This window comes from Fusicatenibacter faecihominis, assembly GCF_020686945.1.
GTDB classification, from domain to species: Bacteria; Bacillota; Clostridia; order Lachnospirales; family Lachnospiraceae; genus Limivivens; species Limivivens faecihominis.
Map to the genome: position 1 here is coordinate 110,560 of NZ_JAJEPR010000002.1, position 25,463 is coordinate 136,022.

Here is a 25,463-nt window from a genome sequence, read left to right on the forward strand (position 1 = left end):
TTCAGGGAGGAACGAATGGAAAAAAGAAAAGAATTTCTGGTATGTATTGATTCTGACGGCTGTGTCATGGACACGATGGATCTGAAACATGACAAATGTCTGGCGCCCTGCATGCTGATGGTGTGGGATCTGGGAAAATATAAGATCGAACTGACTGCGCGGTGGAGGGAGATCAATCTCTACAGTCTGGATCGGGGAACAAACCGTTTCCGGGGGCTGGCAAAAATGCTGAAGGAAGTCAATGAAAACTATAAGAGAGTGGAAGGCCTGGCCGGTTATGTTCACTGGGTTTCCACAGCGGAAGAGCTTTCAGACGAGAGTCTGAAGGAAGCTTACGAGGAGACCGGAAATGAGTGTATGCGAAAAGCGCTGGCCTGGTCCGAGCTGGTAAACGGCTCCATGAGTTTCATGCATGGCGGCGAGGTACAGGCTTTTGAAGGTGTGCATGAGGTCTTGGGTGAGATCGCGAAAATGGCAGATATCGCGGTGGTTTCTGCCGGCGGAAGCGCGGAGGTTCAGAAAGACTGGGAAGAGAATGGCCTTGATTCCTATGTGGAAGAGTTTCTCACCCAGGAGGGCGGAGAGAAAGACGTCCTTGTGGAGAAACTTCTGGAGTGCGGTTATGACAAAGACCATGTGCTCATGATCGGCGATGCTCCCTCTGATCTGGAAGCGGCAGGAAGAAACGGCATCCTGTTCTATCCGATTCTGGTAAGATACGAGGAAGAGTCCTGGAGAAAATTTCTTCAGGGAGCCTGGGAGAAATTTATCGCTCTGAATTATCGCGGTACTTTCCAGCGCCAGGTAAACCAGGAGTTCCTGAATAACTTTTAAGCATAAAAAATACAGCCCGCAAGAGCTGTATTTTTTTATGCTTTTCTCAGGTAAGAAAGTTTTATGCCTCGGAACCGGTCTCGGAAGCTGCTTCCGTAGCCGCTTCTGTGTCTGCATCCACGATTTCCGTTTCTGCCTCATCATCCAGGGAGAGATCGACCACATCTTCGTCGGAATAGGTTTCGCCTTCGTCGTATTCCTGATAATACTCATCTTCGCTGACTTCTGTGACCTTCGCGTTATCCAGCAGGAATTTCTGAACCTTTTCCCGGAGAAGTTCATCCATGACGCTCTCTTTGGAATATGTGGATTCAAATTCTTCCACGCTGCTCATGCCGTAGGTGTCCAGGTTGTTTTCCACATACTGAGTGTACTCGTCGTCGGAAACGGTGATTTTTTCTTTCTCGGCGATGGAGGTCACAACCATATCCTCATAGACCATGCTCTCCACAGCGGCTTTGATTTCCTCGTCGGTGCCCTCGAAATCGGAGACATCCAGGCCGAGCATCTCGGCATAAGCCTGATTGGTCTGATCGTAGAGATCTTTGCACTCATTGTAGAGGTTATCGGGATAGCCCTTGAAGGTACTGTTTTCCACCACCTGAGTGAGAGCGTCGCTGCCGGCCATGTACTCGTTGTTTTCCTCTGCGGAAGCTTCCAGAGTCTTTTTCAGGTCTTCCTTGTAGGCATCAACGGTGTCAAAATCGGAGATGGAAGCTACAAACTCATCGGTAAGCTCCGGACGGTTCACCTCGGAAACGGTGTTGACGGTGAGGGTCACCTGGATGGACTGGCCTGCCAGGGTATCGTCGAAATAGTAATCTTCGGGGATTGTAAGATCCATCTCTTTGGTGTCTCCGGCTTTCATGCCGATGATCTGGCTTTCTGCATCCTGGAGAATATCGCCTTCCAGATAGCCGGCGCCAAGCTGGATATCCACGTCTTCGCCGCTGCCGCCGTCAAAATCTTCTCCGTCCATTGTGGAACTGTAGGTGATATTGACCATATCGCCGTCCTCAGCTGCACGGTCTACCTCGTTGTACTCGGTGCTGTCGTCCAGGGTGTAGGAGATTTCCTGCTCGATGTCATCATCGGTGATCTCTGTCTTGATCTTACTGACTTCCAGGCCTTTGTACTCGCCGAGGGTCATGTATTTTCCGTAGGTGGAGGAAGAAGAGCAGCCTCCGAGAAGGAGTGCTGTGGCACAGGTAACTCCGAGGGCATATGAAATGCGTTTTTTCATGTGTCTGATTCCTTTCCGGGTTCTTACAAACCCTGTTAGTGACCTAAGTATAACACAAAAATGTGAAAAAGGTATGTAAAAAAGAAAAAATACTTTAAAAATGAATTTACCTATGATATAATGACAAAAGTTAAGAAAAAAGGAGGCTAGAGAAATGAAACACATCAAGACCTTAAATACAGAAAGACTTCAGAACACCTTAAAGAAGGGTGGCTGCGGTGAGTGCCAGACTTCCTGCCAGTCCGCATGTAAGACTTCCTGTACAGTAGGAAACCAGAGCTGCGAAAACAATAAATAATTAGAAAAACGCGAGATAGGCAGCGGACCTTACGTTCGCTGCTTATTGCTTGAAAGGGGTTAAATGAATCGTGGTCCATCGGTATAAAAATAATGGATACAACATTGTGCTGGATGTAAACAGCGGCGCGGTTCATGTGGTTGATGATATTGTTTATGACGTGATTCCATATCTGGAGCAGGATGGAGAGACTCCTGCATCCATCCGGGACAGCCTTGCAGGGAAATACCCGGAAGAAGAAATCAAGGCTGCCATGGATGAATGTCAGGAGCTGAAAGAAAACGGACTTCTTTTTACGGAGGACCGTTACCGTCCGGCTATTGAGGACTTTAAAAAACGTCCTACCGTGGTAAAAGCTCTGTGTTTACATATCGCACATGACTGTAATCTTGCCTGTCAGTATTGCTTTGCAGAAGAAGGAGAATATCATGGCCGCCGGGCTCTCATGAGCTTTGAGGTGGGCAAGAAGGCTCTGGATTTCCTGATTGCCAATTCAGGAAGCCGCCGGAACCTGGAGGTAGACTTCTTTGGCGGCGAGCCACTGATGAACTGGCAGGTAGTAAAGGATCTTGTCCGTTACGGGCGTGAGCAGGAGAAGATCCACAATAAGAATTTCCGTTTTACCCTGACGACGAACGGTGTGCTCCTCAACGATGAAGTGATGGAGTTCTGTAACCGTGAGATGGGTAATGTGGTTTTAAGTCTGGACGGAAGAAAGGAAGTTCACGATAAGATGCGTCCCTTCCGCAACGGAAAAGGAAGCTATGATCTGATCGTTCCGAAATTCCAGAAATTCTCCGACAGCAGAAACCAGCAGAAATACTATGTGAGAGGTACCTTTACCCATTACAATCTCGACTTTTCCGAGGATGTCCTGCATTATGCGGATCTCGGCTTCAAGCAGGTTTCCATGGAACCTGTGGTTGCTCAGCCGGAGGACGATTACGCCATCCGCGAGGAGGATATTCCGAAGATCTGTGAAGAGTACGACAAATTGGCGAAAGAGATGATCAAGAGAGAGAAGGAAGGCAGAGGCTTCAATTTCTTCCATTTCATGATCGATCTTTCCGGCGGTCCCTGCGTCTACAAGCGGCTTTCCGGCTGTGGCTCAGGAACCGAGTATCTGGCAGTTACCCCCTGGGGCGATTTTTATCCCTGCCATCAGTTCGTCGGAAACGAGAAATTCCTTCTGGGCAACGTGGACACGGGAATCGTTCATACGGAGATTCAGGACGAATTCAAGTGCTGCAACGTCTATGCCAAGGAAAAATGTCAGAAATGCTTTGCCAGATTCTATTGCAGCGGAGGCTGTGCTGCTAATTCCTATAACTTCCATGGTTCCATCAACGATGCCTATGACATCGGCTGTGAGCTCGAGCGCAAGAGAGTGGAGTGCGCGATTATGATCAAAGCCGCCCTGGCGGATGAAGAAAAAGGAGAATAAAGCCATGAAGAAAAACAAAGCGATCGCTGTTGTGATCGTCACAGCCCTGTTCCTGGGACTTCTGACCTTTACCGCAGCAGTTGGATTCGGACCTACGGGCACCGGCTCCGCGAAAAACATCAATACCGGTCTGGATCTGGCCGGCGGTGTAAGTATTACCTACCAGGCAGTCGGAGATGAGACACCGACCCAGGAACAGATGAACGACACGGTCTATAAGCTGCAGCAGCGTGTGGACAGCTACAGCACAGAGGCTCAGGTTTACCAGGAAGGCTCTGACCGTATTAACATCGAGATCCCCGGCGTGTCCGATGCCAACGCAATCCTCGAAGAGTTGGGTAAACCCGGTTCCCTGGAGTTCCAGCTGACAGACGGAACCGTTGTTCTGGATGGTTCTGAGGTTGCTTCCGCAGAGGCGGGCGTTCAGCAGGACAGCATGAAAAACAAAGAGTGGGTCGTACAGCTGACCCTGACCGACGAGGGTGCGAAGGCTTTCGCTGACGCCACCAGCGCAAATGTTGGAAAACAGATCTCCATCGTTTATGATGGTGAGGTCATCAGTTCCCCGAGAGTCAACGAGGCCATCACAGACGGCAGCGCAGTCATTAGTGGTATGGCAGGCCAGAGCGAAGCTGAGAAGCTTGCTTCCTCCATCCGTATCGGTTCCCTTTCTCTGAAGCTGGAAGAGCTCCGTTCCCAGGTGGTAGGCGCACAGCTCGGTGAGGAGGCCATCCACACCAGCCTGATCGCAGGCGCCATCGGCCTGATCATCGTAATCCTGTTCATGATTCTGGTATATCGTCTTCCGGGTCTGGTTGCAGGTATCGCTCTTCTGGTGTACACTGCACTGATGCTGGTAACACTGAATGCTTTTGATATCACCCTGACCCTTCCGGGTATCGCAGGTATCATCCTCGGTATCGGTATGGCTGTGGATGCGAACGTTATCATTTACGCCCGTATCCGTGAGGAGATTGCAGCCGGAAAGAGTGTATTGAACTCCATTCAGACCGGTTTCCACAAAGCTCTTTCCGCCATCGTGGACGGCAACATTACGACTCTGATCGCCGCTCTGGTTCTCGGTATCTTGGGATCCGGAAGCGTAAAAGGTTTCGCCTATACCCTGGCTATGGGTATCGTGCTTTCCATGTTCAGCGCTCTGGTGATTTCCAGATATCTGACCCTTGCTTTTTATGCACTTTTCGCAAGAGACAAGAAATACTATGGTGAGGCAAAAGAGAGAAAGCCCATCGACTTCCTCGGCAGGAGAAAGATCTGCTTCATCATTTCCATCGTACTGATCGTTATCGGGCCGGTGACCATGGGTATCCAGTCCGCAACCGGAAACGGCGCTCTGAACTACAGCCTGGAGTTCAAGGGCGGTACTTCCACCAATGTGACCTTCAACGAGGATATGAGCATCGTTGATATCGATTCCAAGGTAAAACCGGTGGTTCAGGAAGTAACTGGCGACGCAGACATTCAGACTCAGAAAGTAACCGGAACCAATCAGGTCATCATCAAGACCAGAACTCTGGATCTGGACGAGAGAAACTCTCTGAATGACAAACTGGCTGAAAACTTCGATGTGGATACCACACTGATTTCATCTGAGAATATTTCCGCTACGATCGGAAGCGAGATGAGAAAAGACGCGGTTATGGCAGTGATCATTGCTACCATCTGCATGCTGCTCTACATCTGGTTCCGTTTCAAAGATATCCGTTTTGCAGCAAGTGCCGTTCTGGCGCTGGTACATGATGTGCTGGTAGTTCTGATGTTCTATGCAGTGTCCCGTATTTCCATCGGAAATACCTTCATCGCCTGCATGCTGACCATCGTTGGTTACTCCATCAACGCCACCATTGTTATCTTTGACCGTATCCGTGAGAACCTGAAAGCCATGGGCAAGAAGGATTCCGTTTACGACGTAGTAAATGCAAGTATCACTCAGACTCTGACCAGAAGTATCTACACTTCCTTCACGACTTTCGTGATGGTAGCTGTTCTGTTTATCCTGGGTGTTCCCTCCATCCGTGAGTTTGCACTTCCGCTGATGGTAGGTGTGGTATGCGGAGCTTATTCTTCTGTATGCATCACCGGAGCTCTCTGGTACACCATGAAAGAGAGACAGCAGAAAAAAGAGAACGCATAATCGGTCGTAAGACCACAGCAGAAAGGGCTGTCCTGAAAAGGGCAGCCTTTTTTAGAAAGAAAATGGAGTATACAATGGAAAAATGGATGGTTTCCGCCAAAAAGGCGGATTTTCAGAAGCTGGCGGCAGAATTTGGAATCGATCCGGTGACGGTGAGGCTGATCCGGAACCGGGATATCGTGGGGGAGGAGGCCATGCGGGAGTATCTTTACGGAGACCTCACCTGGCTTCACGATCCGCATCTTCTGAAGGATATGGATAAGTCCGTGGGGATCCTTCAGGAAAAGATCCGCGGGGGAAAAAAGATCCGGGTCATCGGGGATTATGATATCGACGGTGTCAACGCTTCCTATATTCTGCTGACAGGCCTCTTACGCTGTGGGGCCTTGGTGGATGTGGATATCCCGGACCGGATCCGGGACGGCTATGGCCTGAATGAGCATCTCATCGAGCTGGCAGCGGAGGCAGAGGTGGACACGATCATCACCTGCGATAACGGCATCGCCGCGGTGCAGGAGATTGCCCAGGCGAAAGCACTCGGAATGACGGTCATCGTCACGGATCATCATGAGCCCCAGGAAGTTCTGCCGTCGGCGGATGCCCTCATCAACCCCAAACAGCCGGACTGCCCCTACCCTTATAAAAGTCTCTGCGGAGCGGCGGTGGCTTTCAAACTGATCCAGTGCCTCTATGAGGCTTATGGAATCAGCGCCGAAGAGTGGGATCCTCTGCTGGAAAACGTGGCCTTTGCCACCGTGGGTGATGTGATGGATCTCACCGGGGAGAACAGGATCCTGGTAAAAGAAGGTCTGAAACGGTTGAACCATACGAGAAACGAGGGCTTCCGGGCGCTGATCGCGGCCAACGGTCTGACGGAAGGCCCCATCAGCGCCTATCATATCGGCTTTGTGCTGGGGCCCTGCATCAACGCCACGGGCCGGCTGGACACGGCCAAAAGAGCCCTGAAGCTTCTCATGGCATCCACACCGGAACAGGCAAAGATACTGGCGGAGGAGCTGAAAAGTCTCAATGACGAGCGGAAAGACATGACTCAACAGGGCGTGGCGGAGGCCATGGAGCTTATGGAAAGCACCTCCATGAAAGAGGACAAAGTGCTGGTGATCTATCTTCCCACCTGCCACGAGAGTCTGGCCGGCATCATCGCCGGAAGAATCCGGGAAAAATATAACCGGCCGGTCTTTGTACTCACAAAAGCGGAGGAAGGCGTCAAGGGTTCCGGCCGTTCGATTGAGGCCTACAACATGTTTCAGGAGCTGTGTAAGGTCAGCGGTCTTTTCACAAAATTCGGGGGGCATCCGATGGCGGCAGGCCTTTCTCTTCCGGAGGAAAATGTGGAGCGTTTCCGGAAAGAAATTAACGAGGCAGCTGAACTGACAGAAGATGATCTGCTACCGAAAATAATGATTGACGTTCCCATGCCGTTGGATTATATTAAAGAAAAGCTGATTCGTGAGCTTTCTGTCCTGGAACCCTTTGGTAAGGCAAATACAAAGCCCGTTTTTGCAGATCGGAATCTGAAAATTCTGCGGGCACAGATCATAGGAAGAAACCGGAACGTACTGAAAATGCTGGTGCAGAATGCGTCGGGCTGTACAATGGAAGCCCTGTATTTCGGGGATATTCCGGGTTTTGAGGATTACATCCGGGAGAATTTCGGCCCTGCGGAGCTGGAGCTTCTTCTGCAGGGACGGCCGTCCTCGGTGGTCCTTTCCATGACCTACTATCCTTCCGTGAACGAGTTCCGGGGAAATAAGACGCTGCAGATTGTGATTCAGAATTATCAGCGTGGGAAAGGAGAGACCAGTGGAAAAAAGTAAAAGGCAGCGAATAGTCCTGTATCTCGTTCTGATCGGGGGACTGGCTCTGCTGGTTTGCTATTTTGACGAGATTCTGGCATTTTTCGGACAGGTAGGCGGCGTCTCCCTGCCGCTGGTTCTGGGCTGCGGCATCGCCTATGTGCTGAACATCATCATGTCTGCCATGGAAAGACATTATTTTACAAAAAAAGACGCCCCCTGGGTGGCAAAAACCAGGCGGCCGGTCTGCCTGGCAGCATCCATTTTTGTTGTACTGGGGATTATTTTTCTTCTGATTCGTGTCGTGGCTCCGGAGTTATTGAACGCGGTGCTGCTTCTCGGGGAAGGAATCCCGGTCTATGTGGAAAAAGGGATTGAATGGGCCGTAGACCACAGCGGCGGGATTCCGGCTCTGAAAGACTGGCTGGAAAGTCTTGCCATCGACTGGCCGAAGATCATCCATCAGTTCCTGGGAAGTCTGACGGAGATCCTGAACTCTACAGTGGAGCTTGTAGGCCTTTTAAGCAGCAGTATCGTCCGCCTGTTCATGAGCCTGATTTTTGGAATTTATCTCCTCTCGGGAAAGGAGAGACTCCTCGATCAGGCCAAGCGGATCCTGAAAGTTTTTTTGCAGGAGAAAAATTATGAACGGCTGTTTCATGTGGTGGCGGTAGCGCATCATACCTTCACCAGCTATATCGCGGGCCAGTGTACGGAGGCCGTTATCCTGGGAAGTCTCTGTACGGTGGGCATGCTGATTTTCCGGTTCCCTTACGCTCCCATGGTAGGAGCGCTGGTGGGAGCCACAGCCCTGCTTCCGATCATTGGCGCTTACATTGGTGCTTTTGTGGGAGCCTTCATGATCCTGACCGTGAGTCCCGGACAGGTGATCCCGTTTATCTGTTTTCTGGTGATCCTTCAGCAGCTGGAAGGGAACCTGATCTACCCCAGAGTGGTGGGCGGTTCCGTGGGACTTCCTGGCATGTGGATCCTGGCGGCAGTCACGGTAGGCGGCGGTCTCTGGGGAATTCTAGGGATGCTCATCGGCGTACCTCTGACGGCGACCGCTTATAAGCTGTTTTCCGAGTACATTCATACGAGAGAAAAGAAAGAAGAAAAATAACGCATCCTATATCAATCGTAGATCAAAAGGGGAAGAGCGGCTATGAGAAAAAAGGTAGAAGGAAAAGAAGTTTACAGAAACTATGGCCTTGTTGTCATTGCCTTTCTTGTTGTTATGACAGTAAGCATCCTGATTTTCTTCGGCGTGATCCGGGAAAATGTGAATTCCAATACGAGAAATTCTCTGAGCAATTATACAGGAAGACAGTGTTTCCATCTCCAGTCAGTTCTGGAGGTACAGTATGAATATATGGAAGGGCTGGCCTCCTACATCGGTCTTCAGGAGGAGCTGACGGATGATGCCAGTATGAATCTGATCCGTTCGGTTCAGAAGGAGAGTTATCTGGAAGCTGTCGGCATCGTGGACGAGAACGGGATCAGTACCTACGATACCGGAGAGCAGAAAGATGTCTCCGAACGGGCCTATTTTCAGCAGGCTATGAAAGGAGAGAGAACCTTAAGCGATCCTCTGGTCAGCAAACTGTCCGGGGAACAGCGGGTAATCTTAGGCGTTCCCATTTATCAGGGCGGAGAGGTGAAGGGTGTCCTGGGCGGCTCCTACGATCTGGCCTATCTCGGAAGTCTGGTTTTTGAGGATCTTTACGACGGAAAGGGCTTTCAGTTTCTGGTGACTCCCAGCGGCGAGGTGATCTCTCTGGATCATTCGGAGGATGAGATCGTAAATCCCATAAAGACTATGATCAGTACCGAAGATAATTTTTATGAGCGCTGTCAGCGGGTAAATTTCATTGAAAAGAAGAATGCAGATGATCTCCGTACGGATTTTGAAGATCAGGCCAGCGGTATCACACGTTTCCAGGAGGAGGGAGTAACCTATTATCTGACATATGCCCCCATCTCCATGAATAACTGGATGCTCTGCTATGTGGTGCCCCGGGCTGCGGCGCAGGAGCCTTACAGCTTTATTGAGAAGGACGAGCTGATTCTGGCCTGTGCCCTGATTCTGGCGGTGGTGATTCTGTTTCTGGTCCTCGCTTCCATGAACAGCCGGAGACAGAAAACACTGATCTATTATGCGGAGAACGATGAGCTTACCGGTATTTTTAACCGGAGGGCCTTTGAACACAAGGTGCGGAGCTGGATGGACAGTGAGGAATGTACGGGAAAACAGGCGTTTCTCATGATGGATGTGGATCTTTTCAAAGAGATCAACGACGTCTACGGTCATGCGGTGGGTGATAAGGTTCTCAAACAGGTCGGAAAGATCCTACGGGAAACGTTTCGCGGAAGCGATATTCTGGGACGAATCGGCGGCGATGAATTTATGGTGTTTATGAAGGATATCACAGAGAAAGAGCTGGCAGCCAGAAAAGCGGAAGAACTCAAGGAAAAACTTCTGGAGATTGATTTTCCGGAACTGAAAGGGCGGAAGATCACCGCAAGTATGGGCATTGCCTTTTTCCCGGATGCCGGGGAGAGTTACAAGGAAGTCTATATCTGTGCGGACAAGGCACTTTATGAGGCAAAGCGAAGCGGAAGAAACGGTTATCATATCTATCATTCCTGAAAAAAGCTCAGGCGGATTTTAGCGGTTCGCCTGGGCTTTCTTTTTCAGAAAATGATAAGCAAGGCCGAAGAGCAGGGAGAAGAAAACAAGAAGCCCTACAATTCCAATAAGACAGTGAAGGAAATAGCTGTCCGGCAGAAGATCAATGACCGGATCCGTAGCCGGATCGAAGAGCCAGTAGTTGTTTCGGAAGATCAGCTGATGGAAAGCGGTGAAAAGAGCGTCCCAGTCAAGGAAGGTGACAAGAAAAGCCAGAAGCGCCACGATCGCGGAAATTCCGGGAATGACCCTGAGAAAGCCGAATTGCTTTTTCCAGATCCGGAAAACGGCCAGGGGAAGAAAGGTGAGGGCGCTGAGGATCAGGAGAATCTGAATCCCGTCAAAGATCCCTTTGACTTCCTCGAAATGGATGCGTCCCTCCTCGGACATGGGAAGAGAAGGAAAGGTAAGTTCTCCCCGGTAAAAAAGGGAATTGTAACGGATCAGGGCGTCATATTCTTCCAGAATTTCCTCCTCTGTCATGGAAGAGACGGAGGCAAGATTCTCGCTTTTCATCTCGTAAACGTATAAGGGACGGAAGTTCAGGATCAGCACGACACTGAGGGAAAGGCAGAAGAGGAAGCCTAAAAAGCCAGTCCCGAGATCCCGCAGAGTGGAAAATTTCATATATTTAAACTCCTTTGCATTTTTTTCTACCATAAGAATATACGGGCATCTATTGACAAATGCAAGTCAAATGAGTAAAATTCATAATTAGTTATGAGACCGTCTGCTCATTTTTCAGGGCGGAGAAGAAGGTTCCCATAGAGGACAAGGAGGAAAAGGAATGGCAACACCGTATAACCATCGTGCCGTCGAGCAGAAATGGCGTAAGATCTGGGAAGAGCATCCCGTAAACGTCAACGACGGCAAAAAGCCGAAATATTACTGTCTGGACATGTTCCCGTATCCGTCAGGAAACGGACTGCATGTAGGACATTGGAGAGGATATGTAATTTCTGATGTGTGGAGCCGCTATAAAATGCTCCAGGGTTATTATCTGATTCATCCCATGGGCTGGGACGCATTCGGACTTCCGGCAGAGAACTATGCCATCAAGACCGGTCAGCATCCGTCCATCTCCACCGCAAAGAATATCGCAAATATCAAACGCCAGATCAACGAGATCGCAGCCATCTATGACTGGGATATGGAAGTGAACACCACAGATCCGGATTTCTATAAATGGACCCAGTGGATCTTCGTTCAGATGTTCAAAAAAGGCCTGGCCTATGAGAAAGAGTTCCCGATCAACTGGTGCCCCTCCTGTAAGACCGGACTGGCCAACGAGGAAGTAGTAAACGGCTGCTGCGAGCGTTGCGGCACCCCGGTTACCAAGAAAAACCTTCGTCAGTGGATGCTCCGCATCACCAAATATGCAGAGCGTCTTCTGGATGATCTGGACAAGCTGGACTGGCCGGAAAAGGTTAAAAAGATGCAGACCGACTGGATCGGAAAATCCTACGGCGCCGAGGTTGATTTCCCGGTAGAAGGCCGCGAGGAGAAGATCACCGTTTACACCACCAGACCGGACACCCTTCACGGCGCTACCTTCATGGTACTGGCTCCGGAGCACGCGCTGGCTAAGAGCCTGGCTACCGACGAGACCAGAGAGGCTGTAGAGAAATACATCTTCGATTCTTCCATGAAGTCCAACGTAGACCGTATGCAGGATAAGGAGAAGACCGGCGTCTTCACCGGTTCCTATGCGATTAACCCGCTGAACGGCAAGAAGGTTCCCATCTGGCTGTCCGATTATGTACTGGCTGACTATGGTACCGGCGCTATCATGTGCGTACCTGCTCATGATGACCGTGACTTTGCTTTTGCTACGAAATTCAACATCCCGATCATTCAGGTTATCGCAAAGGACGGCAAAGAGATCGAGAATATGACTGAGGCTTATACCGAGGCTTCCGGAGTTATGATCAATTCCGGCGACTGGAACGGAAGAGAGTCCGCAGAGCTCAAGAAAGAAGCTCCGATGATCATTGAGAAAATGGGCATCGGCCGCAAGACCGTAAACTACAAGCTCCGTGACTGGGTATTCTCTCGTCAGCGTTACTGGGGTGAGCCGATCCCGATCATCCACTGCCCGCACTGTGGAAACGTGCCTGTTCCCGAGGATCAGCTGCCGCTTCGTCTGCCGGATGTAGAGTCCTACGAGCCGACCGGAACCGGTGAGTCTCCGCTGGCTGCCATCGACGAGTGGGTAAACACCACCTGCCCGTGCTGTGGAGCTCCCGCAAAGAGAGAGACCAACACGATGCCTCAGTGGGCAGGTTCTTCCTGGTACTTCCTCCGTTATGTGGATGCCCACAACGACAAAGAGCTGGTATCCAAAGAGAAAGCTGACAAATATCTGCCGGTTGATATGTATATCGGCGGCGTAGAGCATGCGGTACTGCACCTTCTGTACTCCAGATTCTACACCAAATTCCTGTACGATATCGGTGTGATCGATTTTGACGAGCCCTTCCACAAACTGTTCAATCAGGGTATGATCAACGGTAAGAACGGTATCAAGATGAGTAAATCCAAAGGAAACGTGGTTTCCCCGGATGATCTGGTACGCGATTACGGCTGCGATTCCCTGCGTATGTACGAGCTTTTCGTGGGACCGCCCGAGCTGGATGCCGAGTGGGATGACCGCGGTATCGACGGCGTTTACCGTTTCCTGAACAAGTTCTGGAGCCTGGTAATGGACAATAAGGACAAGACCGTAGAGCCTACCAAGGAGATGATCAAGCTTCGTCACCGCATGGTACATACCATCACCCAGCGTCTGGAGAGCTTCAGCCTGAACACCGTTATCTCCGGTTTCATGGAGTATAACAACAAGATGATCGAGCTGGCCAAGAAAGAGGGCATCGACAAGGAAACCCTTGAGACCGCAGTGATTCTGCTTGCTCCCTTTGCTCCGCACCTTTCCGAGGAGCTGTGGCAGCAGCTGGGCCACACCGAGTCTGTCTTCAAGAACACCTGGCCGGAGCATGACGAGGAAGCCATGAAGGATGACGAGGTTGAGGTTCCTGTTCAAATCAACGGCAAGACCAAGATTGTTATCTCCATCCCGGCCGATATCTCCAAAGAAGATGCGATCGCAAAGGGTAAAGAGGCTCTGGGTGACAAGCTCACCGGAAATATCATCAAAGAGATTTACGTTCCGAAGAAGATCATCAACATCGTTGCTAAGTGATCCCTTTTATGGTAAAATAGGGCAAACCTAAAAAGGAGGTTCTGCATTATGAAAATGATCATGGCAATTGTCGGAAAAGACGATGAGATGGAGACCAGCGCACAGCTGGTGGCAAAAGGCTATTTTGTGACGAAGATCGCGACCAGCGGCGGCTTTTTGAAACGGAAGCATGTGACGCTGATGATTGGTACGGAAGATGAGAAGGTCGATCAGGCGATCTCCATTATCCAGAAATATGCAGGAGAGCGGAAGACCGTGAAATACACGAACCTCGCAGCTCCCAGCGGCCCGATCTCCCCGGGACTGAACTATACGGTTCCGATCAATGTGGAAGTCGGGGGTAGTACGATCTTTGTGATGAATGTGGAACGCTTTGAGAAGATGTAAAAAAATATGCGAGGGGAAAACCATCGGAGTTGCGTAGTCCTGGTTTTCCCCTCGCGCTCCCCTTTCCAGGGCACGCTAGGAAATAGGGGGCTTACGTCATACTGGAAATGCGTGAAATGACAGATGGGTATGGATTCATATTAAAAAAATAAGAGGCTTATGTCACACTGGGAAGTAGTGGGGCGTGGGCCTCTTTTTTGTGATGGTAGATTATGAAGTTGAAGATAAAATGCTTGTTGGTAGTAACTAATGTAAGCTTTTTGACCTTGTGAACAATGAGCTAAGCATCTGTGTTTGTATGGATATATAGTGACTGCTGCAAGGTCTTTGTTTTTCACTATGAGACACAGACCACCCAGAATCTCCATGTTCATTTTTACCAGAAACTATACTTGTTTTTCACTATAAGATACAGACCACCCAGAATCTCCGTATTCATCTCTCCTGGAAACTGCATTTGCTTTTTGCTATGAAATACCGAGCATCCGGAAACTCCAAGATCATCTCTCCCGGAAGCAACACTTTTTTTCTACTATGAGACACCGAATAACCGTCATTTCACGCATACCTTGTATGACGTAAGCCCCATATTTTCTAAGCGGGCCCAGAAGGGGGAGTTTACGAGGGGGACGGCGGGCTCGCTGACTCGGAGCTGTCCCCCTCGTTTTTTCTTTTAGGCTTTCCAAAAGCAAAAATTCTTAAGAGATCTGCTGAATATCCGAAATATCCGTCCCAATCACCATAGAGTAATTCGTATGGTAAATGACAAACCCCGGCTTGGCGCCAGCTACTTTCTTCACATGCTTCTTCTCAACATAGTCGATTTCAACTTTATCGGCTTTTTTGTTTTGCGAATAATGTGCCGCTAACCGCGCAGCCTCTTCAAAGGTGCGGTCCGGAAGCTCCTCCCCATTCGTCTTAACAATCACATGCGATCCCGGGCACCCTTTTGCGTGGAACCACCAGTCATTTCCAACAGCAAACTTAAAAGTCAGCTCCTCATTCTGAAAGTTATTTTTCCCTACATACATATGGAAACCATCCGAAGAGATATAATGGAAAGGTTTCGACGTCACCTTAACCCTCTTAGCATTACCTTTCCGGCGGATATATCCATACTCAGTGAGCTCCTCCTTAATCTCCACGAGATCTTCCTCCGAGAGTGCAATATCCAGAGAGGTACTGATAGATTCCAGATGATCGATCTCCTCCTTCGTCTCTTTGGTCAGAGTGGAGAGGGCCTCGAAGGTCCGTTTCATCTTATTATATTTCTCAAAGTTTTTCTGGGCATTTTCCTGGGGAGTCAGGGTGTCGTCCAGGGGGATCGTCACCATCTCGTTGCTATAGTAGTTCAGAGCCTCCAGCTTTTTGGCGCCGGGCTCCAGATTGTAGCCGTAGGTGTTGATGAGCTCGCCGTAGACACGGAATTTTTCCCGTTTCTCGGTGTCCTTGAGCTGGCGGAGCTGGAGCTCATATTTCTTGCGGTTCCGCTCAAGAGCGGTGTTTACAATACGCCGAAGATCGGAAGAACGCTGCCGGATCCGGGTAATGGTGTTCTTCATCGCGTAATAATTTTCCAGTACCGCAGAGATACTCTCGAAGGTTTCCACGCGCTTGTCCTGATAGAGCGTCAGCGGAAGGGCTGAAAATTCCAGGGGTTCCCGGCCGTCATAGACCACCGTCGGGGTGAAGTTCCCATTTTTTACATCTTCCATAAGCCGGGAGAAAGTATGATAAAGATGCGTGGCCTCCGTATCGGAAAACGAGTTGGCGCTCTGGTCTGATTCCAGGGAAGCCCGGTGACAGATCTCCTCGGCGATCAGAGGGCTGATGCCGGTAAGCGTCATATAGAGGGCCTTGGAAAGAGGAAGCGGTTTCGTGAGAACTGTCTCCCGGAAGCGTTCCTCGGTGATGGTGAGGGGATTTTCCTTATCCTGGGTGTGAGGAATGAAATACTCCCTGCCGGGCAGAACTTCCCGGACGGAGCTCATCTGAATGCCCACATGTTTAATACTGTCGATGATTTTGTTGTTGTCATCACAGAAGATGATATTGCTGTGTTTTCCCATGATCTCCACGGTCAGTACCTTATGGCAGAGGTCTCCGAGATCGTTTAAGTGCTCAATCTCAAAATGGATGATACGCTCCAGGCCCGGCTGCCAGATCCTTAAGATTTTTCCGTTGGCGATGTGCTTGCGGAGGAGCATACAGAAGTTCGGGGCCGTCATGGGGCTGGGCTTGTTGTCGCCTGTGAGGTAGATCAGAGGAAGGCTTGCTCCGGCAGAAATCAGAAGGCGGTACTGGTTGCGAAAGTTCTTTATGGTGAGCAGAAGCTCGTCGTTTTCCGGCTGGGCGATCTTGGCGATCTTTCCGCCGGTGAGGGTCTCATTAAATTCTTTTACAAGACTGGAAATGACAATTCCGTCTAAGGCCATGGATAACAACTCCTTTCAAAATGGCGTCACATTTCAGTATACTAGGTAAACCCACACTTCGCAAGAGAAAAGGGTTTCATTTTTCGAAATTGTTTGCTACAATATGAATGATGCCAGGGTCAAAAGGTCAAAAAGTCGTTCATGCTTGCACGATAAGACTTTTGAGCTTGGAACCCGCCAAACATGAGAAAGTAGTGGTTTACGGAGTAAATCAGCGGATTTCGAATGTTTGCAGAATTGCGAAAGCTGCGAAGCAATTCGTAGGTATGGATTAAATGGAGGTGTAGCAAAATGAAAAAACGAAAGAAAATCTGGCTGGCTGGTGTTCTGGCAACGCTGACGATTATCGGCACGGCTCCGGCGAGCCTTGCAACTGAGACAGAAACCGTAACCGTAGCTCAGGAGGAGACCGTAGCAGCGGCGGAGACTGAAGTGGCGGAAACTACTCAGAAAAACGCTGAGGAAAGCACAGAGGCCGCAGACAAAGCGGAAACTACCGCAGAAACTGAACAGGAACCCGCCGCATCCGAAAATTCCAGCGAGGCATCCACAGAGGAAGTTGAATCCACCACTGGCGAAAAGGTTATTTTCGTCCTGATCATGGTGCTGATGTTCGTAGCGCCGGTGCTCCTTTTCTTTATCCTGCTGGTGATTTTTACCAAGCTTCAGAATTTCATTATGAAAAAGACCGGACGAGTTCCGGGAGCCAATATGGGAAAACATCGCAAGAGCCCGGAGGAGTTAAAGAAGAATTCCCGGAAAAAATAATTTTTCCGTTGACTGAGACTTGTGTTTCTTCTATAATGGATAGGAAGATGGCGTAGTATCGTATGTTTGATAAAAACAGCGGTCAGCCAAAAAGACGAAAGCAAAGTGAGCGATATCTATGATCAAAAGCATGACCGGCTTTGGACGCTGCGAGCACGTCCAGGGCGACCGGAAGTTTACAGTAGAAATCAAAGCGGTGAACCACCGCTATTTCGATGTAAACATTAAAATGCCGAAGAAATTTAATTTCTTTGAGTCCGCCATCCGCTCCGTGATGAAGGAATACATCCAGCGGGGTAAGGTGGATGTTTTTATTACCTGCGAGGATGATACGGAGAATAACTTCTCTCTGAAATACAATGAGAACATCGCCGGCGAGTATCTGAAATATTACCGCCAGATGGCACAGCAGTTTAACCTGAAGGACGATGTCACCGTTTCCCGCCTGGGCTCCTGCCCGGAGGTCTTTTCCATGGAGGAACAGATGGTGGATGAGGATGAGATCTGGGCTCTTCTGGAGACTGCTCTTCGGGGAGCCTTAAAGCAGTTTGTGGAGACCCGTACCAGAGAGGGCGAGAATCTGAAAAATGACCTCATCGGAAAGCTGGATGGCATGCTTCTCAATGTTGATGCGGTGGAGAAGCGCTATCCGCAGGTTCTGGAGGAGTACCGGAGCCGCCTTCGCGAGAAGGTGGACAGCCTTCTCGCCGACAGTCAGATGGATGAGTCCCGGCTGGCCGCTGAGGTGATCCTCTATGCCGACAAGATCTGCACCGATGAGGAGACCGTCCGCCTGAGAAGTCATATCGAGGGCATGAAGGCCGAACTGATTCAGGGCGGCAGCATCGGGCGGAAGCTTGATTTCATCGCCCAGGAGATGAACCGGGAGGCCAACACCATCCTTTCCAAGGCAAATGATCTTCAGACCTCCAATCTGGCCATCAATCTGAAGACCGAGATCGAAAAGGTGCGGGAACAGATCCAGAACATTGAATAGGGGCGATCATTTGTGGCAGCATTTGTAAATATCGGGTTTGGCAATCTGGTGAACTCGGAAAAAGTAGTATCTGTGGTATGTCCGGATGCGGCGCCAGTGAAGCGCCTGGTTCAGAAGGCAAAGGAGGCCGGAAGAGTCATCGATGCCACCCAGGGGAGACGTACCAAAGCCGTGCTGATCACGGAGGAGGATCATGTGATCCTTTCCGCCCTTCAGCCGGATACCTTAGGCCGCCGCATGTCGGCAGGCACAAAAGAGATGCAATGGAAAGGGGAAGACGATGAATAACAAAGGAATTCTGATCGTGCTCTCCGGTTTTTCCGGAGCTGGCAAGGGAACCCTTGTGAAACGTCTTTTGGAGCTTCACGGGGAAGAATATGCGTTGTCCATATCGGCAACGACGAGAAAGCCCAGAGTGGGCGAGGAAGAGGGCAAGGCCTATTTCTTTAAATCAAATGAAGAGTTTGAAAAGATGATCCGTGAGGACGCTTTTCTGGAGTATGCCGGATACTGCGATCACTATTACGGAACGCCGAAGGCCTATGTGGACGAGCAGCTGGAAAAGGGCAAAAACGTGATCCTTGAGATCGAGATCCAGGGAGCGCTGAAGGTGCGTGAGAAACGCCCGGATACCCTTCTTCTTTTTGTGACGCCGCCCAATGGGGATGAGCTGAAAAACCGTCTCACCGGCAGAGGCACCGAGACTCAGGAGGTCATCGAGGCCCGCTTGAGCCGCGCTTCCGAGGAAGCAGAGGGTGTGGAAGCCTATGATTATCTTCTCATCAATGATGAGCTGGATATCTGCGTGGAAGAACTTCATGAGATCATCAGAAGTGAACACCGCCGTCTGACACGGCAGCAGAATATAGAGAAAATCGCTAAAATCAGAGAGGAACTGCAAAAGTTTCGGAAAGGAGAAAAATAAATGTTACATCCATCTTATGCAGAGTTGATAAAGGTAGTAAACGGAGACGTGGAGGAGGGCGATACCCCCGTGGTAAACAGCCGTTATTCCATCGTTCTTGCCACCGCAAAGAGAGCACGTCAGCTCATTGACGGAGCAAAATCCGACTGCGCCGCTCCGGGCAAAAAGCCCCTGTCCACAGCTGTGGAGGAGATGGCTCTCGGCAAACTGAAAGTCCTGGGTGAGGACGAAGAGGGAGATAAGGCGGACGAAGAGGCAGCTCTGGCAGCAGTCCTCGCAAGCGATATACCTAGCGTTGACCTTCAGACAGACGAGGTTCCCATGGAGGAGCTGGAAGAAGAGGAATAAGGAAGTCAGAAGAAGAGCTCTTGCTGTAAAAAGTAAGGGCTCTTTTCTTCCTTCGGCGGTTGATTTTTTCCTGGAAAAATAGTACAATTATCCCAATGAATAAAACACAATAAGGAGTTTTTATGAAAATATTGTTTATTTCCCTTGGCTGTGACAAGAATCTGGTAGATTCCGAGCGTATGCTGGGGCTTCTGGAACAGGAGCACTTTACCATGACGGACAGCGAGACAGAGGCGGACGTGATTGTCGTCAATACCTGCTGTTTCATCGGAGATGCCAAGGAAGAAAGTATCCAGAATATTCTGGAAATGGCAGAGTACCGCAAGCACGGTCCATGCAAGGCCCTGATCGTTACAGGCTGCCTAGCCCAGCGTTACCGTCAGGAGGTCATCGATGAGATCCCAGAGGTGGATGCCGTTTTGGGTACCAACAGCTTTGACAAACTGATCCCGGCTATCAGGGCAGCCCTGGAGAAAAACGAAAAATCCCTGATTCTGGAGCCCTTGGAAGGTTTTGCTTCCGAGAAGGGCAAGCGTCTTCTCACGACCGGTGGCCATTACGCTTACTTAAAGATCGCAGAGGGCTGCGACAAGCACTGTACTTACTGCATCATCCCGAAGGTCCGCGGAAATTACCGGAGTGTTCCGATGGAGAGCCTCCTTCAGGAGGCGGAGACGCTGGCGGAGCAGGGTGTGAAGGAGCTGATTCTGGTAGCACAGGAGACCACTCTTTACGGAAAGGATCTCTACGGCGAGAAGAGCCTTCATAAGCTTCTTAAGGAGCTCTGTAAGATCAAAGGCATCCGCTGGATCAGGATTCTCTACTGCTATCCCGAGGAGATTTATCCGGAGCTCATCCAGGTTATGAAAGAAGAGAAAAAAGTCTGTCATTACCTGGACCTTCCGATCCAGCACGCCAACGATACGATTCTCAGACGTATGGGACGCCGCACGACGAAAGCCGAGCTTTTGGATATCATCGGTACTTTGAGAAAAGAGATCCCGGATATCGTCCTTCGTACAACTCTGATTACCGGTTTCCCGGGGGAGACGGAGGAGCAGCACGAGGAACTCATGGATTTCGTGGATGAGGTCGAGTTTGAACGTCTCGGCGTATTCACTTATTCACCAGAGGAGGATACTCCGGCAGCAGAGATGCTGGATCAGATTCCCGAGGAGATCAAACAGAAACGGCGCAATGAGATCATGGAGCTTCAGCAGGACATCGCCTTTGAAAAGGCGGAAAATATGGTGGGAAGAGAGCTTCTTGCCATGGTGGAGGGCGAGGTTTCCGGCGAGAGCGCCTATGTGGCCCGCACTTACGGGGATGCCCCCAACGTGGACGGTTATCTTTTCATCAACACAGCAGAGACACTGGTTTCCGGCGATTTCGCCCGTGTGAAGGTGACCGGAGCCCTTGAATATGATTTGATAGGAGAGCTGGCAGAATGAAAATGAATGTTCCCAATACACTGACGATCATCAGAGTGCTTCTGATTCCTTTCTTTGTCGCTTTTATGCTCTGCAATATCACGGCATATGACAATTACATCGCTCTGGCAATCTTCATCGTGGCAAGTCTTACCGATACCTTGGACGGATATCTGGCGAGAAAAAATAATCAGGTAACAAACTTTGGTAAATTTATGGATCCCCTGGCGGACAAGCTTCTGGTCTGCTCCGCCCTAATCTGCCTTTTGAGCAACGGGATGATTTCTACGGTAGTGGTGCTGATCATCATTGCCAGAGAGTTCATCATCAGCGGCTTCCGTCTGGTGGCAGTAGATAACGGCATCGTTATCGCGGCGAGCTGGTGGGGAAAGGCAAAGACCATTTCACAGATGATCATGATCATTCTTCTGATCGCGAGCTTCGGAGGCATTTTCAATGTTCTGGAGACTGCTTTCGTCTACATCGCAACGGTTCTGACCGTGATCTCCCTGGTGGATTATATCTGGAAAAACCGTGCTGTTCTCAATGAACAGAAATAAATATCATTTTACAGAAGAATGAACGTATGAAGAGCGGAAGCTTTTCGTACAGATTGGAGGAAAAATGGTAGTTGAACTGATTTGTGTAGGAACAGAGCTTCTGCTGGGAAACATCGTGAATACCAACGCGGCGTATCTTTCCGAGAAATGTGCGCTGCTGGGACTTTCCATGTATCATCAGTCCGTGGTGGGCGACAATGCGGAGCGCCTGAAGGAATCTCTGGAGACGGCCTTAAATCGTTCTGATGTGGTGATCCTTTCCGGCGGTCTTGGCCCTACACAGGACGATCTGACAAAGGAGACCGCAGCTGAGGTGATGGGCATACCCCTCAAGGAGGATCCCCATTCCAGAGAGAGGATCGAGGAGTATTTTAAGAACAGCCAGTACAAGGTCATCACCGACAACAACTGGAAGCAGGCCCTGGTTCCCGAAGGAGCCATCGTTCTGGACAATGAGAACGGTACGGCCCCGGGCATCATCATGGAGAAGAACGGCAAGTCCGTCATCCTTTTGCCAGGCCCTCCGGGAGAGCTGATCCCGATGTTTGAGGGAAAGGTATACGATTATCTGAATAAACTGCAGCCGGAGATCATCTACTCCACGATGGTACGGATCTGCGGCCTGGGTGAGAGCTTTGTGGAAAATGAAATCCGCGACCTCATCGACAATCAGACCAATCCCACGATTGCCACCTACGCCAAGATCGGTCAGGTGGACCTTCGTGTGACAGCCAAAGCGGCCAGCGAGAAAGAAGCAGCCAAGCTGGCAAAGCCCATGCTGAAAGAACTGGTCAAACGTTTCGGCGACCATATCTATACGATGGATGAGCACAAGAGTCTGGAGGAGGTTATCGTTCATTTTTTGAAAGAGCGTTCCCTGACGCTGACCACTGCCGAGTCCTGCACCGGCGGTATGATCGCAGCACGGATCACCGATGTACCGGGAGCTTCCGAGGTCTTCAAACAGGGCCTTGTCACTTATTCCAACCGGGCTAAGAGAAAACTTCTGGATGTGAAAAAGACCACGCTGAAGGAGTACGGTGCCGTCAGTGAGAAGACCGCCAAGGAGATGGCGAAAAACGGAGCCTTTATTACCGGCTCTGATGCCTGCGTGTCCGTCACTGGAACCGCAGGACCGACAGGCGGAACCGAGGAGAAGCCGGTGGGCCTTGTCTATATTGGCTGCTGCTATAACAACAAGACTGTGGTAAAAGAGTTCCACTTCAAAGGTGAGCGCCAGAAGATCCGCGAGCAGGCGACAGCCAATGCACTGATCCTTTTAAGAGAATGTATTTTAGCTGATAAGGGGCAGGAGTAACTATTCAGTAGCCACTGTGAAGGTACTGAACAGTTACGGGCAGGAAAAATAATTTATAGAAGGTACGGAGGGTATTATCTGTGGGAAAGTATTATGACGGGGATGTGGAGAAACGTCCCAGAATCCAAAAACTGATTGATGACCTCTACGATCATATGCCGGAGATTGAGGCAGACCGTGCGGTTATTCTGACAGAGAGCTATAAAGAGACAGAAGACGAACCGATTATTTTAAGAAGAGCAAAAGCCTTTCAGGCGATCTGCGAGAAGCTTCCGATCACGATCCGGCCGGGGGAGCTGATCGTGGGAAGCAACTCCAGGGTGGCCAGAGGCTGCCAGGTTTTTCCAGAGTATTCCTTCAGCTGGGTGGAGGATGAGTTTGACACCTTCTCCACCAGAACAGCCGATCCTTTCCATATTTCCGAGGAGGCGAAGCAGCAGCTTCACGAGGTCTACAAATACTGGAAGGGCAAAACCACAAGCGATCTCGCTACCTCCTTTATGACAGATGAGACGCTTCTCGCCATGAAGCATAACATTTTCACACCGGGCAACTACTTCTATAACGGCATCGGTCACTTCACCGTGAAATACTGGGAAGTGCTGGAGATCGGTTACGAAGGAATCATGAGAAAGGCAGAAGCCGAGCTGGCTTCCCATACCGTGGGCGAGGCTGATTATGCGGAGCGTTCCGCTTTCCTCAAGGCTGTGATCATCAGCTGTCAGGCTGCCATTCATTATGCAGGCCGCTATGCAGTTCTGGCAAGAGAAGAGGCAGCAGGCTGTCAGGATCCCGTAAGAAAGCAGGAACTTCTTGCGATTGCAGCCAACTGTGACCGGGTACCGGCAAAACCGGCTGAGAGCTTCTACGAGGCCTGCCAGTCCTTCTGGTTTGTGCAGATGCTTCTTCAGACCGAGTCTTCCGGCCACTCTATTTCCCCGGGGCGTTTTGACCAGTATATGTATCCTTACTTTAAGAAGGATCTGGATGCGGGCAAGATCACACATGAGGATGCCCAGGAGCTTCTGGACTGCATCTGGGTGAAATTAAATGACCTCAACAAAGTCCGTGACGCGGCCAGCGCTGAGGGCTTTGCTGGTTATTCCCTGTTCCAGAACCTGATTGTAGGCGGTCAGAACGAGGAAGGCGAAGATGTGACAAATGACCTTTCCTTCATGTGTATCGAGGCTGCCATGCATGTCCATCTTCCGGCTCCTTCTCTTTCTATCCGTGTGTGGAACGGAAGCCCGGATGAACTTCTGCTCAAAGCTGCGAAGCTGACCCGGACAGGTATTGGCCTTCCGGCTTACTATAACGACGAAGTCATCATTCCGGCCATCATGAACCGCGGCGTTTCCTTAAAGGACGCCAGAGGCTACAACATCATCGGCTGCGTGGAACCCCAGGCTCCCGGCAAGACCGACGGCTGGCATGACGCCGCCTTCTTTAATATGCTTCGTCCTCTGGAATTGGTATTTACCAGCGGTGAGGACTTTGGAGAGCAGGTAGGACCGAAGACCATGCCGGTGGAAGAGATGACAGGCTTCGATCAGTTTTACGACGCATACAAGACCCAGATGAATTATTTCATCAGCCTGATGGTGAATGCGGATAACAGCATTGATATGGCTCATGCGAGACGGTGTCCGCTGCCCTATCAGTCCTCCATGATCGACGACTGTATCGCCAGAGGAAAATCCCTCCAGGAGGGCGGCGCTGTCTACAATTTTACCGGTCCACAGGGCTTTGGAATTGCCAACGCCACTGATGCTCTCTATGCGATCAAGACGCTGGTATTTGAGCAGAAAAAGGTTTCCATGGAAGAGTACAAACGGGCCCTGGCTGACAACTTCGGCAGAGGTTTCAGTAAAGAGCGGCTCACCTTCCTGACAAGAGAAGTGGTAGATCAGCTCGCTGCCGCGGGAAAACAGGTGACGCCGGAGATTGCCGCCGCTGTGGCAGCAGGTTTCCGTGACCTGAAACTTCCGGAAGAGACCGTGAAGCGCTACGATGAGCTCCTGAAAATGATCGACGAGCTTCCGAAATACGGAAACGATATCTGTGAGATCGACGAATTTGCGAGAGATGTGGCTTATACCTACACAAAGCCGCTTGAGCAGTACCGGAACCCGAGAGGAGGCCGTTTCCAGGCAGGCCTTTATCCCGTATCCGCCAATGTTCCGCTGGGAGCCCAGACAGGAGCTACCCCGGACGGAAGACTGGCCAATACTCCCATCGCCGACGGTGTGGGACCGGTGGCAGGAAGAGATGTGCATGGCCCGACAGCCACAGCAAACTCTGTCTCTCACCTGGATCATTTCATTGCCTCCAACGGAACGCTGTTTAACCAGAAATTTCACCCTTCAGCCCTTAGTGGAATGGAAGGCCTTCAGAAATTCATAGCTCTGATCCGTTCCTTTTTCGATCAGAAGGGTATGCATATGCAGTTTAATGTAGTGAGCCGTGAGACCCTTCTGGACGCTCAGGCTCATCCGGAAAATTATAAGAACCTGGTAGTCCGGGTGGCAGGCTACAGTGCTCTCTTTACCACCCTGTCCCGTTCCCTTCAGGATGACATCATCAACCGTACGACCCAGGGCTTCTGAGGAGGAAAAG

The 25,463-nt window shown here is 50.3% G+C and carries 21 protein-coding genes; 18 read left to right on the forward strand and 3 right to left on the reverse strand.

Going from position 1 to position 25,463, the window contains the following annotated elements:
* Positions 1-15: 15 nt before the first annotated feature.
* A complete protein-coding gene (locus LKD71_RS01655; RefSeq protein ID WP_227614103.1) occupies positions 16-834 on the forward strand; it encodes an HAD family hydrolase in 819 nt (272 codons plus the stop codon).
* A 61-nt stretch (positions 835-895) separates the two neighbouring features.
* On the opposite strand, the gene tig is transcribed toward LKD71_RS01655, so the two are convergent.
* Positions 896-2,077, reverse strand: a complete 1,182-nt coding sequence (tig, locus tag LKD71_RS01660) for a trigger factor (RefSeq protein WP_227614104.1) — start codon at positions 2,075-2,077, stop codon at positions 896-898.
* Between the two features lie 154 nt (positions 2,078-2,231).
* Between tig and scfA the strand changes: the two genes are divergently transcribed.
* From scfA to LKD71_RS01690, 6 genes are all read left to right on the forward strand, one after another.
* Positions 2,232-2,375 (forward strand): six-cysteine ranthipeptide SCIFF, encoded by a 144-nt coding sequence (gene scfA / locus LKD71_RS01665; protein WP_117765758.1) that lies wholly within the window; start codon positions 2,232-2,234, stop codon positions 2,373-2,375.
* Between the two features lie 70 nt (positions 2,376-2,445).
* A complete protein-coding gene (gene scfB / locus LKD71_RS01670; RefSeq protein WP_227614105.1) occupies positions 2,446-3,819 on the forward strand; it encodes a thioether cross-link-forming SCIFF peptide maturase in 1,374 nt (457 codons plus the stop codon).
* A gap of 4 nt (positions 3,820-3,823) precedes the next feature.
* Positions 3,824-5,974, forward strand: a complete 2,151-nt coding sequence (secD, locus tag LKD71_RS01675) for a protein translocase subunit SecD (RefSeq protein ID WP_178046999.1) — start codon at positions 3,824-3,826, stop codon at positions 5,972-5,974.
* 74 nt (positions 5,975-6,048) lie between these two features.
* A complete protein-coding gene (recJ, locus tag LKD71_RS01680; protein WP_227614106.1) occupies positions 6,049-7,812 on the forward strand; it encodes a single-stranded-DNA-specific exonuclease RecJ in 1,764 nt (587 codons plus the stop codon).
* Positions 7,799-8,914 carry an AI-2E family transporter gene (locus LKD71_RS01685; RefSeq protein WP_227614107.1) on the forward strand — a complete coding sequence of 372 codons (1,116 nt, stop codon included), beginning with the start codon at positions 7,799-7,801 and terminating at the stop codon, positions 8,912-8,914. The genes recJ and LKD71_RS01685 overlap by 14 nt, the downstream gene beginning before the upstream one ends.
* 42 nt (positions 8,915-8,956) lie before the next feature.
* On the forward strand, positions 8,957-10,441 hold the full coding sequence (locus LKD71_RS01690) for a sensor domain-containing diguanylate cyclase (RefSeq protein ID WP_178046753.1): 1,485 nt from the start codon (positions 8,957-8,959) through the stop codon (positions 10,439-10,441).
* Positions 10,442-10,459: 18 nt separating this feature from the next.
* On the opposite strand, the gene LKD71_RS01695 is transcribed toward LKD71_RS01690, so the two are convergent.
* On the reverse strand, positions 10,460-11,107 hold the full coding sequence (locus LKD71_RS01695; protein ID WP_227614108.1) for a TIGR01906 family membrane protein: 648 nt from the start codon (positions 11,105-11,107) through the stop codon (positions 10,460-10,462).
* A gap of 160 nt (positions 11,108-11,267) precedes the next feature.
* Between LKD71_RS01695 and leuS the strand changes: the two genes are divergently transcribed.
* A complete protein-coding gene (leuS, locus tag LKD71_RS01700; RefSeq protein ID WP_227614109.1) occupies positions 11,268-13,679 on the forward strand; it encodes a leucine--tRNA ligase in 2,412 nt (803 codons plus the stop codon).
* Positions 13,680-13,727: 48 nt separating this feature from the next.
* Positions 13,728-14,066 (forward strand): cyclic-di-AMP receptor, encoded by a 339-nt coding sequence (locus LKD71_RS01705; RefSeq protein WP_227614110.1) that lies wholly within the window; start codon positions 13,728-13,730, stop codon positions 14,064-14,066.
* A gap of 698 nt (positions 14,067-14,764) precedes the next feature.
* Here LKD71_RS01705 and LKD71_RS01710 read toward each other — a convergent pair.
* Positions 14,765-16,501: an Rqc2 family fibronectin-binding protein gene (locus LKD71_RS01710; RefSeq protein WP_227614111.1), complete on the reverse strand. Its 1,737-nt coding sequence runs from the start codon at positions 16,499-16,501 to the stop codon at positions 14,765-14,767.
* A gap of 291 nt (positions 16,502-16,792) precedes the next feature.
* Between LKD71_RS01710 and LKD71_RS01715 the strand changes: the two genes are divergently transcribed.
* From LKD71_RS01715 to LKD71_RS01755, 9 genes are all read left to right on the forward strand, one after another.
* Positions 16,793-17,269, forward strand: a complete 477-nt coding sequence (locus LKD71_RS01715) for a hypothetical protein (RefSeq protein ID WP_178044833.1) — start codon at positions 16,793-16,795, stop codon at positions 17,267-17,269.
* Positions 17,270-17,387: 118 nt separating this feature from the next.
* Positions 17,388-18,266, forward strand: a complete 879-nt coding sequence (locus LKD71_RS01720) for a YicC/YloC family endoribonuclease (RefSeq protein WP_227614112.1) — start codon at positions 17,388-17,390, stop codon at positions 18,264-18,266.
* Positions 18,267-18,278: 12 nt separating this feature from the next.
* On the forward strand, positions 18,279-18,554 hold the full coding sequence (locus LKD71_RS01725; RefSeq protein ID WP_178044831.1) for a DUF370 domain-containing protein: 276 nt from the start codon (positions 18,279-18,281) through the stop codon (positions 18,552-18,554).
* The gene (gene gmk / locus LKD71_RS01730) at positions 18,547-19,191 is read left to right on the forward strand and encodes a guanylate kinase (RefSeq protein ID WP_227614113.1); all 645 of its coding nucleotides are present in this window, start codon (positions 18,547-18,549) and stop codon (positions 19,189-19,191) included. The genes LKD71_RS01725 and gmk overlap by 8 nt, the downstream gene beginning before the upstream one ends.
* On the forward strand, positions 19,192-19,539 hold the full coding sequence (gene rpoZ, locus LKD71_RS01735; protein WP_178044829.1) for a DNA-directed RNA polymerase subunit omega: 348 nt from the start codon (positions 19,192-19,194) through the stop codon (positions 19,537-19,539).
* Between the two features lie 122 nt (positions 19,540-19,661).
* Positions 19,662-20,990 carry a 30S ribosomal protein S12 methylthiotransferase RimO gene (rimO, locus tag LKD71_RS01740; protein ID WP_178044828.1) on the forward strand — a complete coding sequence of 443 codons (1,329 nt, stop codon included), beginning with the start codon at positions 19,662-19,664 and terminating at the stop codon, positions 20,988-20,990.
* 2 nt (positions 20,991-20,992) lie between these two features.
* Complete coding sequence (gene pgsA, locus LKD71_RS01745; RefSeq protein WP_227614166.1) at positions 20,993-21,529, forward strand: CDP-diacylglycerol--glycerol-3-phosphate 3-phosphatidyltransferase; 537 nt, start codon at positions 20,993-20,995, stop codon at positions 21,527-21,529.
* 64 nt (positions 21,530-21,593) lie between these two features.
* Complete coding sequence (locus LKD71_RS01750; RefSeq protein WP_227614114.1) at positions 21,594-22,847, forward strand: competence/damage-inducible protein A; 1,254 nt, start codon at positions 21,594-21,596, stop codon at positions 22,845-22,847.
* Positions 22,848-22,927: 80 nt separating this feature from the next.
* The gene (locus LKD71_RS01755) at positions 22,928-25,453 is read left to right on the forward strand and encodes a glycyl radical protein (RefSeq protein WP_227614115.1); all 2,526 of its coding nucleotides are present in this window, start codon (positions 22,928-22,930) and stop codon (positions 25,451-25,453) included.
* The last annotated feature ends 10 nt before the right edge of the window (positions 25,454-25,463 follow it).

Bases quoted from the DNA above. Each gene is read 5' to 3' on its own strand.
- LKD71_RS01655 (WP_227614103.1), top strand. From the start codon at position 16: ATGGAAAAAAGAAAAGAATTTCTGGTATGTATTGATTCTGACGGCTGT.
- recJ (WP_227614106.1), top strand. From the start codon at position 6,049: ATGGAAAAATGGATGGTTTCCGCCAAAAAGGCGGATTTTCAGAAGCTG.
- LKD71_RS01715 (WP_178044833.1), top strand. From the start codon at position 16,793: ATGAAAAAACGAAAGAAAATCTGGCTGGCTGGTGTTCTGGCAACGCTG.
- LKD71_RS01750 (WP_227614114.1), top strand. From the start codon at position 21,594: ATGGTAGTTGAACTGATTTGTGTAGGAACAGAGCTTCTGCTGGGAAAC.
- scfA (WP_117765758.1), top strand. From the start codon at position 2,232: ATGAAACACATCAAGACCTTAAATACAGAAAGACTTCAGAACACCTTA.
- LKD71_RS01710 (WP_227614111.1), bottom strand. From the start codon at position 16,501: ATGGCCTTAGACGGAATTGTCATTTCCAGTCTTGTAAAAGAATTTAAT.
- leuS (WP_227614109.1), top strand. From the start codon at position 11,268: ATGGCAACACCGTATAACCATCGTGCCGTCGAGCAGAAATGGCGTAAG.
- LKD71_RS01690 (WP_178046753.1), top strand. From the start codon at position 8,957: ATGAGAAAAAAGGTAGAAGGAAAAGAAGTTTACAGAAACTATGGCCTT.
- secD (WP_178046999.1), top strand. From the start codon at position 3,824: ATGAAGAAAAACAAAGCGATCGCTGTTGTGATCGTCACAGCCCTGTTC.
- tig (WP_227614104.1), bottom strand. From the start codon at position 2,077: ATGAAAAAACGCATTTCATATGCCCTCGGAGTTACCTGTGCCACAGCA.
- gmk (WP_227614113.1), top strand. From the start codon at position 18,547: ATGAATAACAAAGGAATTCTGATCGTGCTCTCCGGTTTTTCCGGAGCT.
- rpoZ (WP_178044829.1), top strand. From the start codon at position 19,192: ATGTTACATCCATCTTATGCAGAGTTGATAAAGGTAGTAAACGGAGAC.
- LKD71_RS01705 (WP_227614110.1), top strand. From the start codon at position 13,728: ATGAAAATGATCATGGCAATTGTCGGAAAAGACGATGAGATGGAGACC.
- LKD71_RS01720 (WP_227614112.1), top strand. From the start codon at position 17,388: ATGATCAAAAGCATGACCGGCTTTGGACGCTGCGAGCACGTCCAGGGC.
- pgsA (WP_227614166.1), top strand. From the start codon at position 20,993: ATGAATGTTCCCAATACACTGACGATCATCAGAGTGCTTCTGATTCCT.
- LKD71_RS01695 (WP_227614108.1), bottom strand. From the start codon at position 11,107: ATGAAATTTTCCACTCTGCGGGATCTCGGGACTGGCTTTTTAGGCTTC.
- rimO (WP_178044828.1), top strand. From the start codon at position 19,662: ATGAAAATATTGTTTATTTCCCTTGGCTGTGACAAGAATCTGGTAGAT.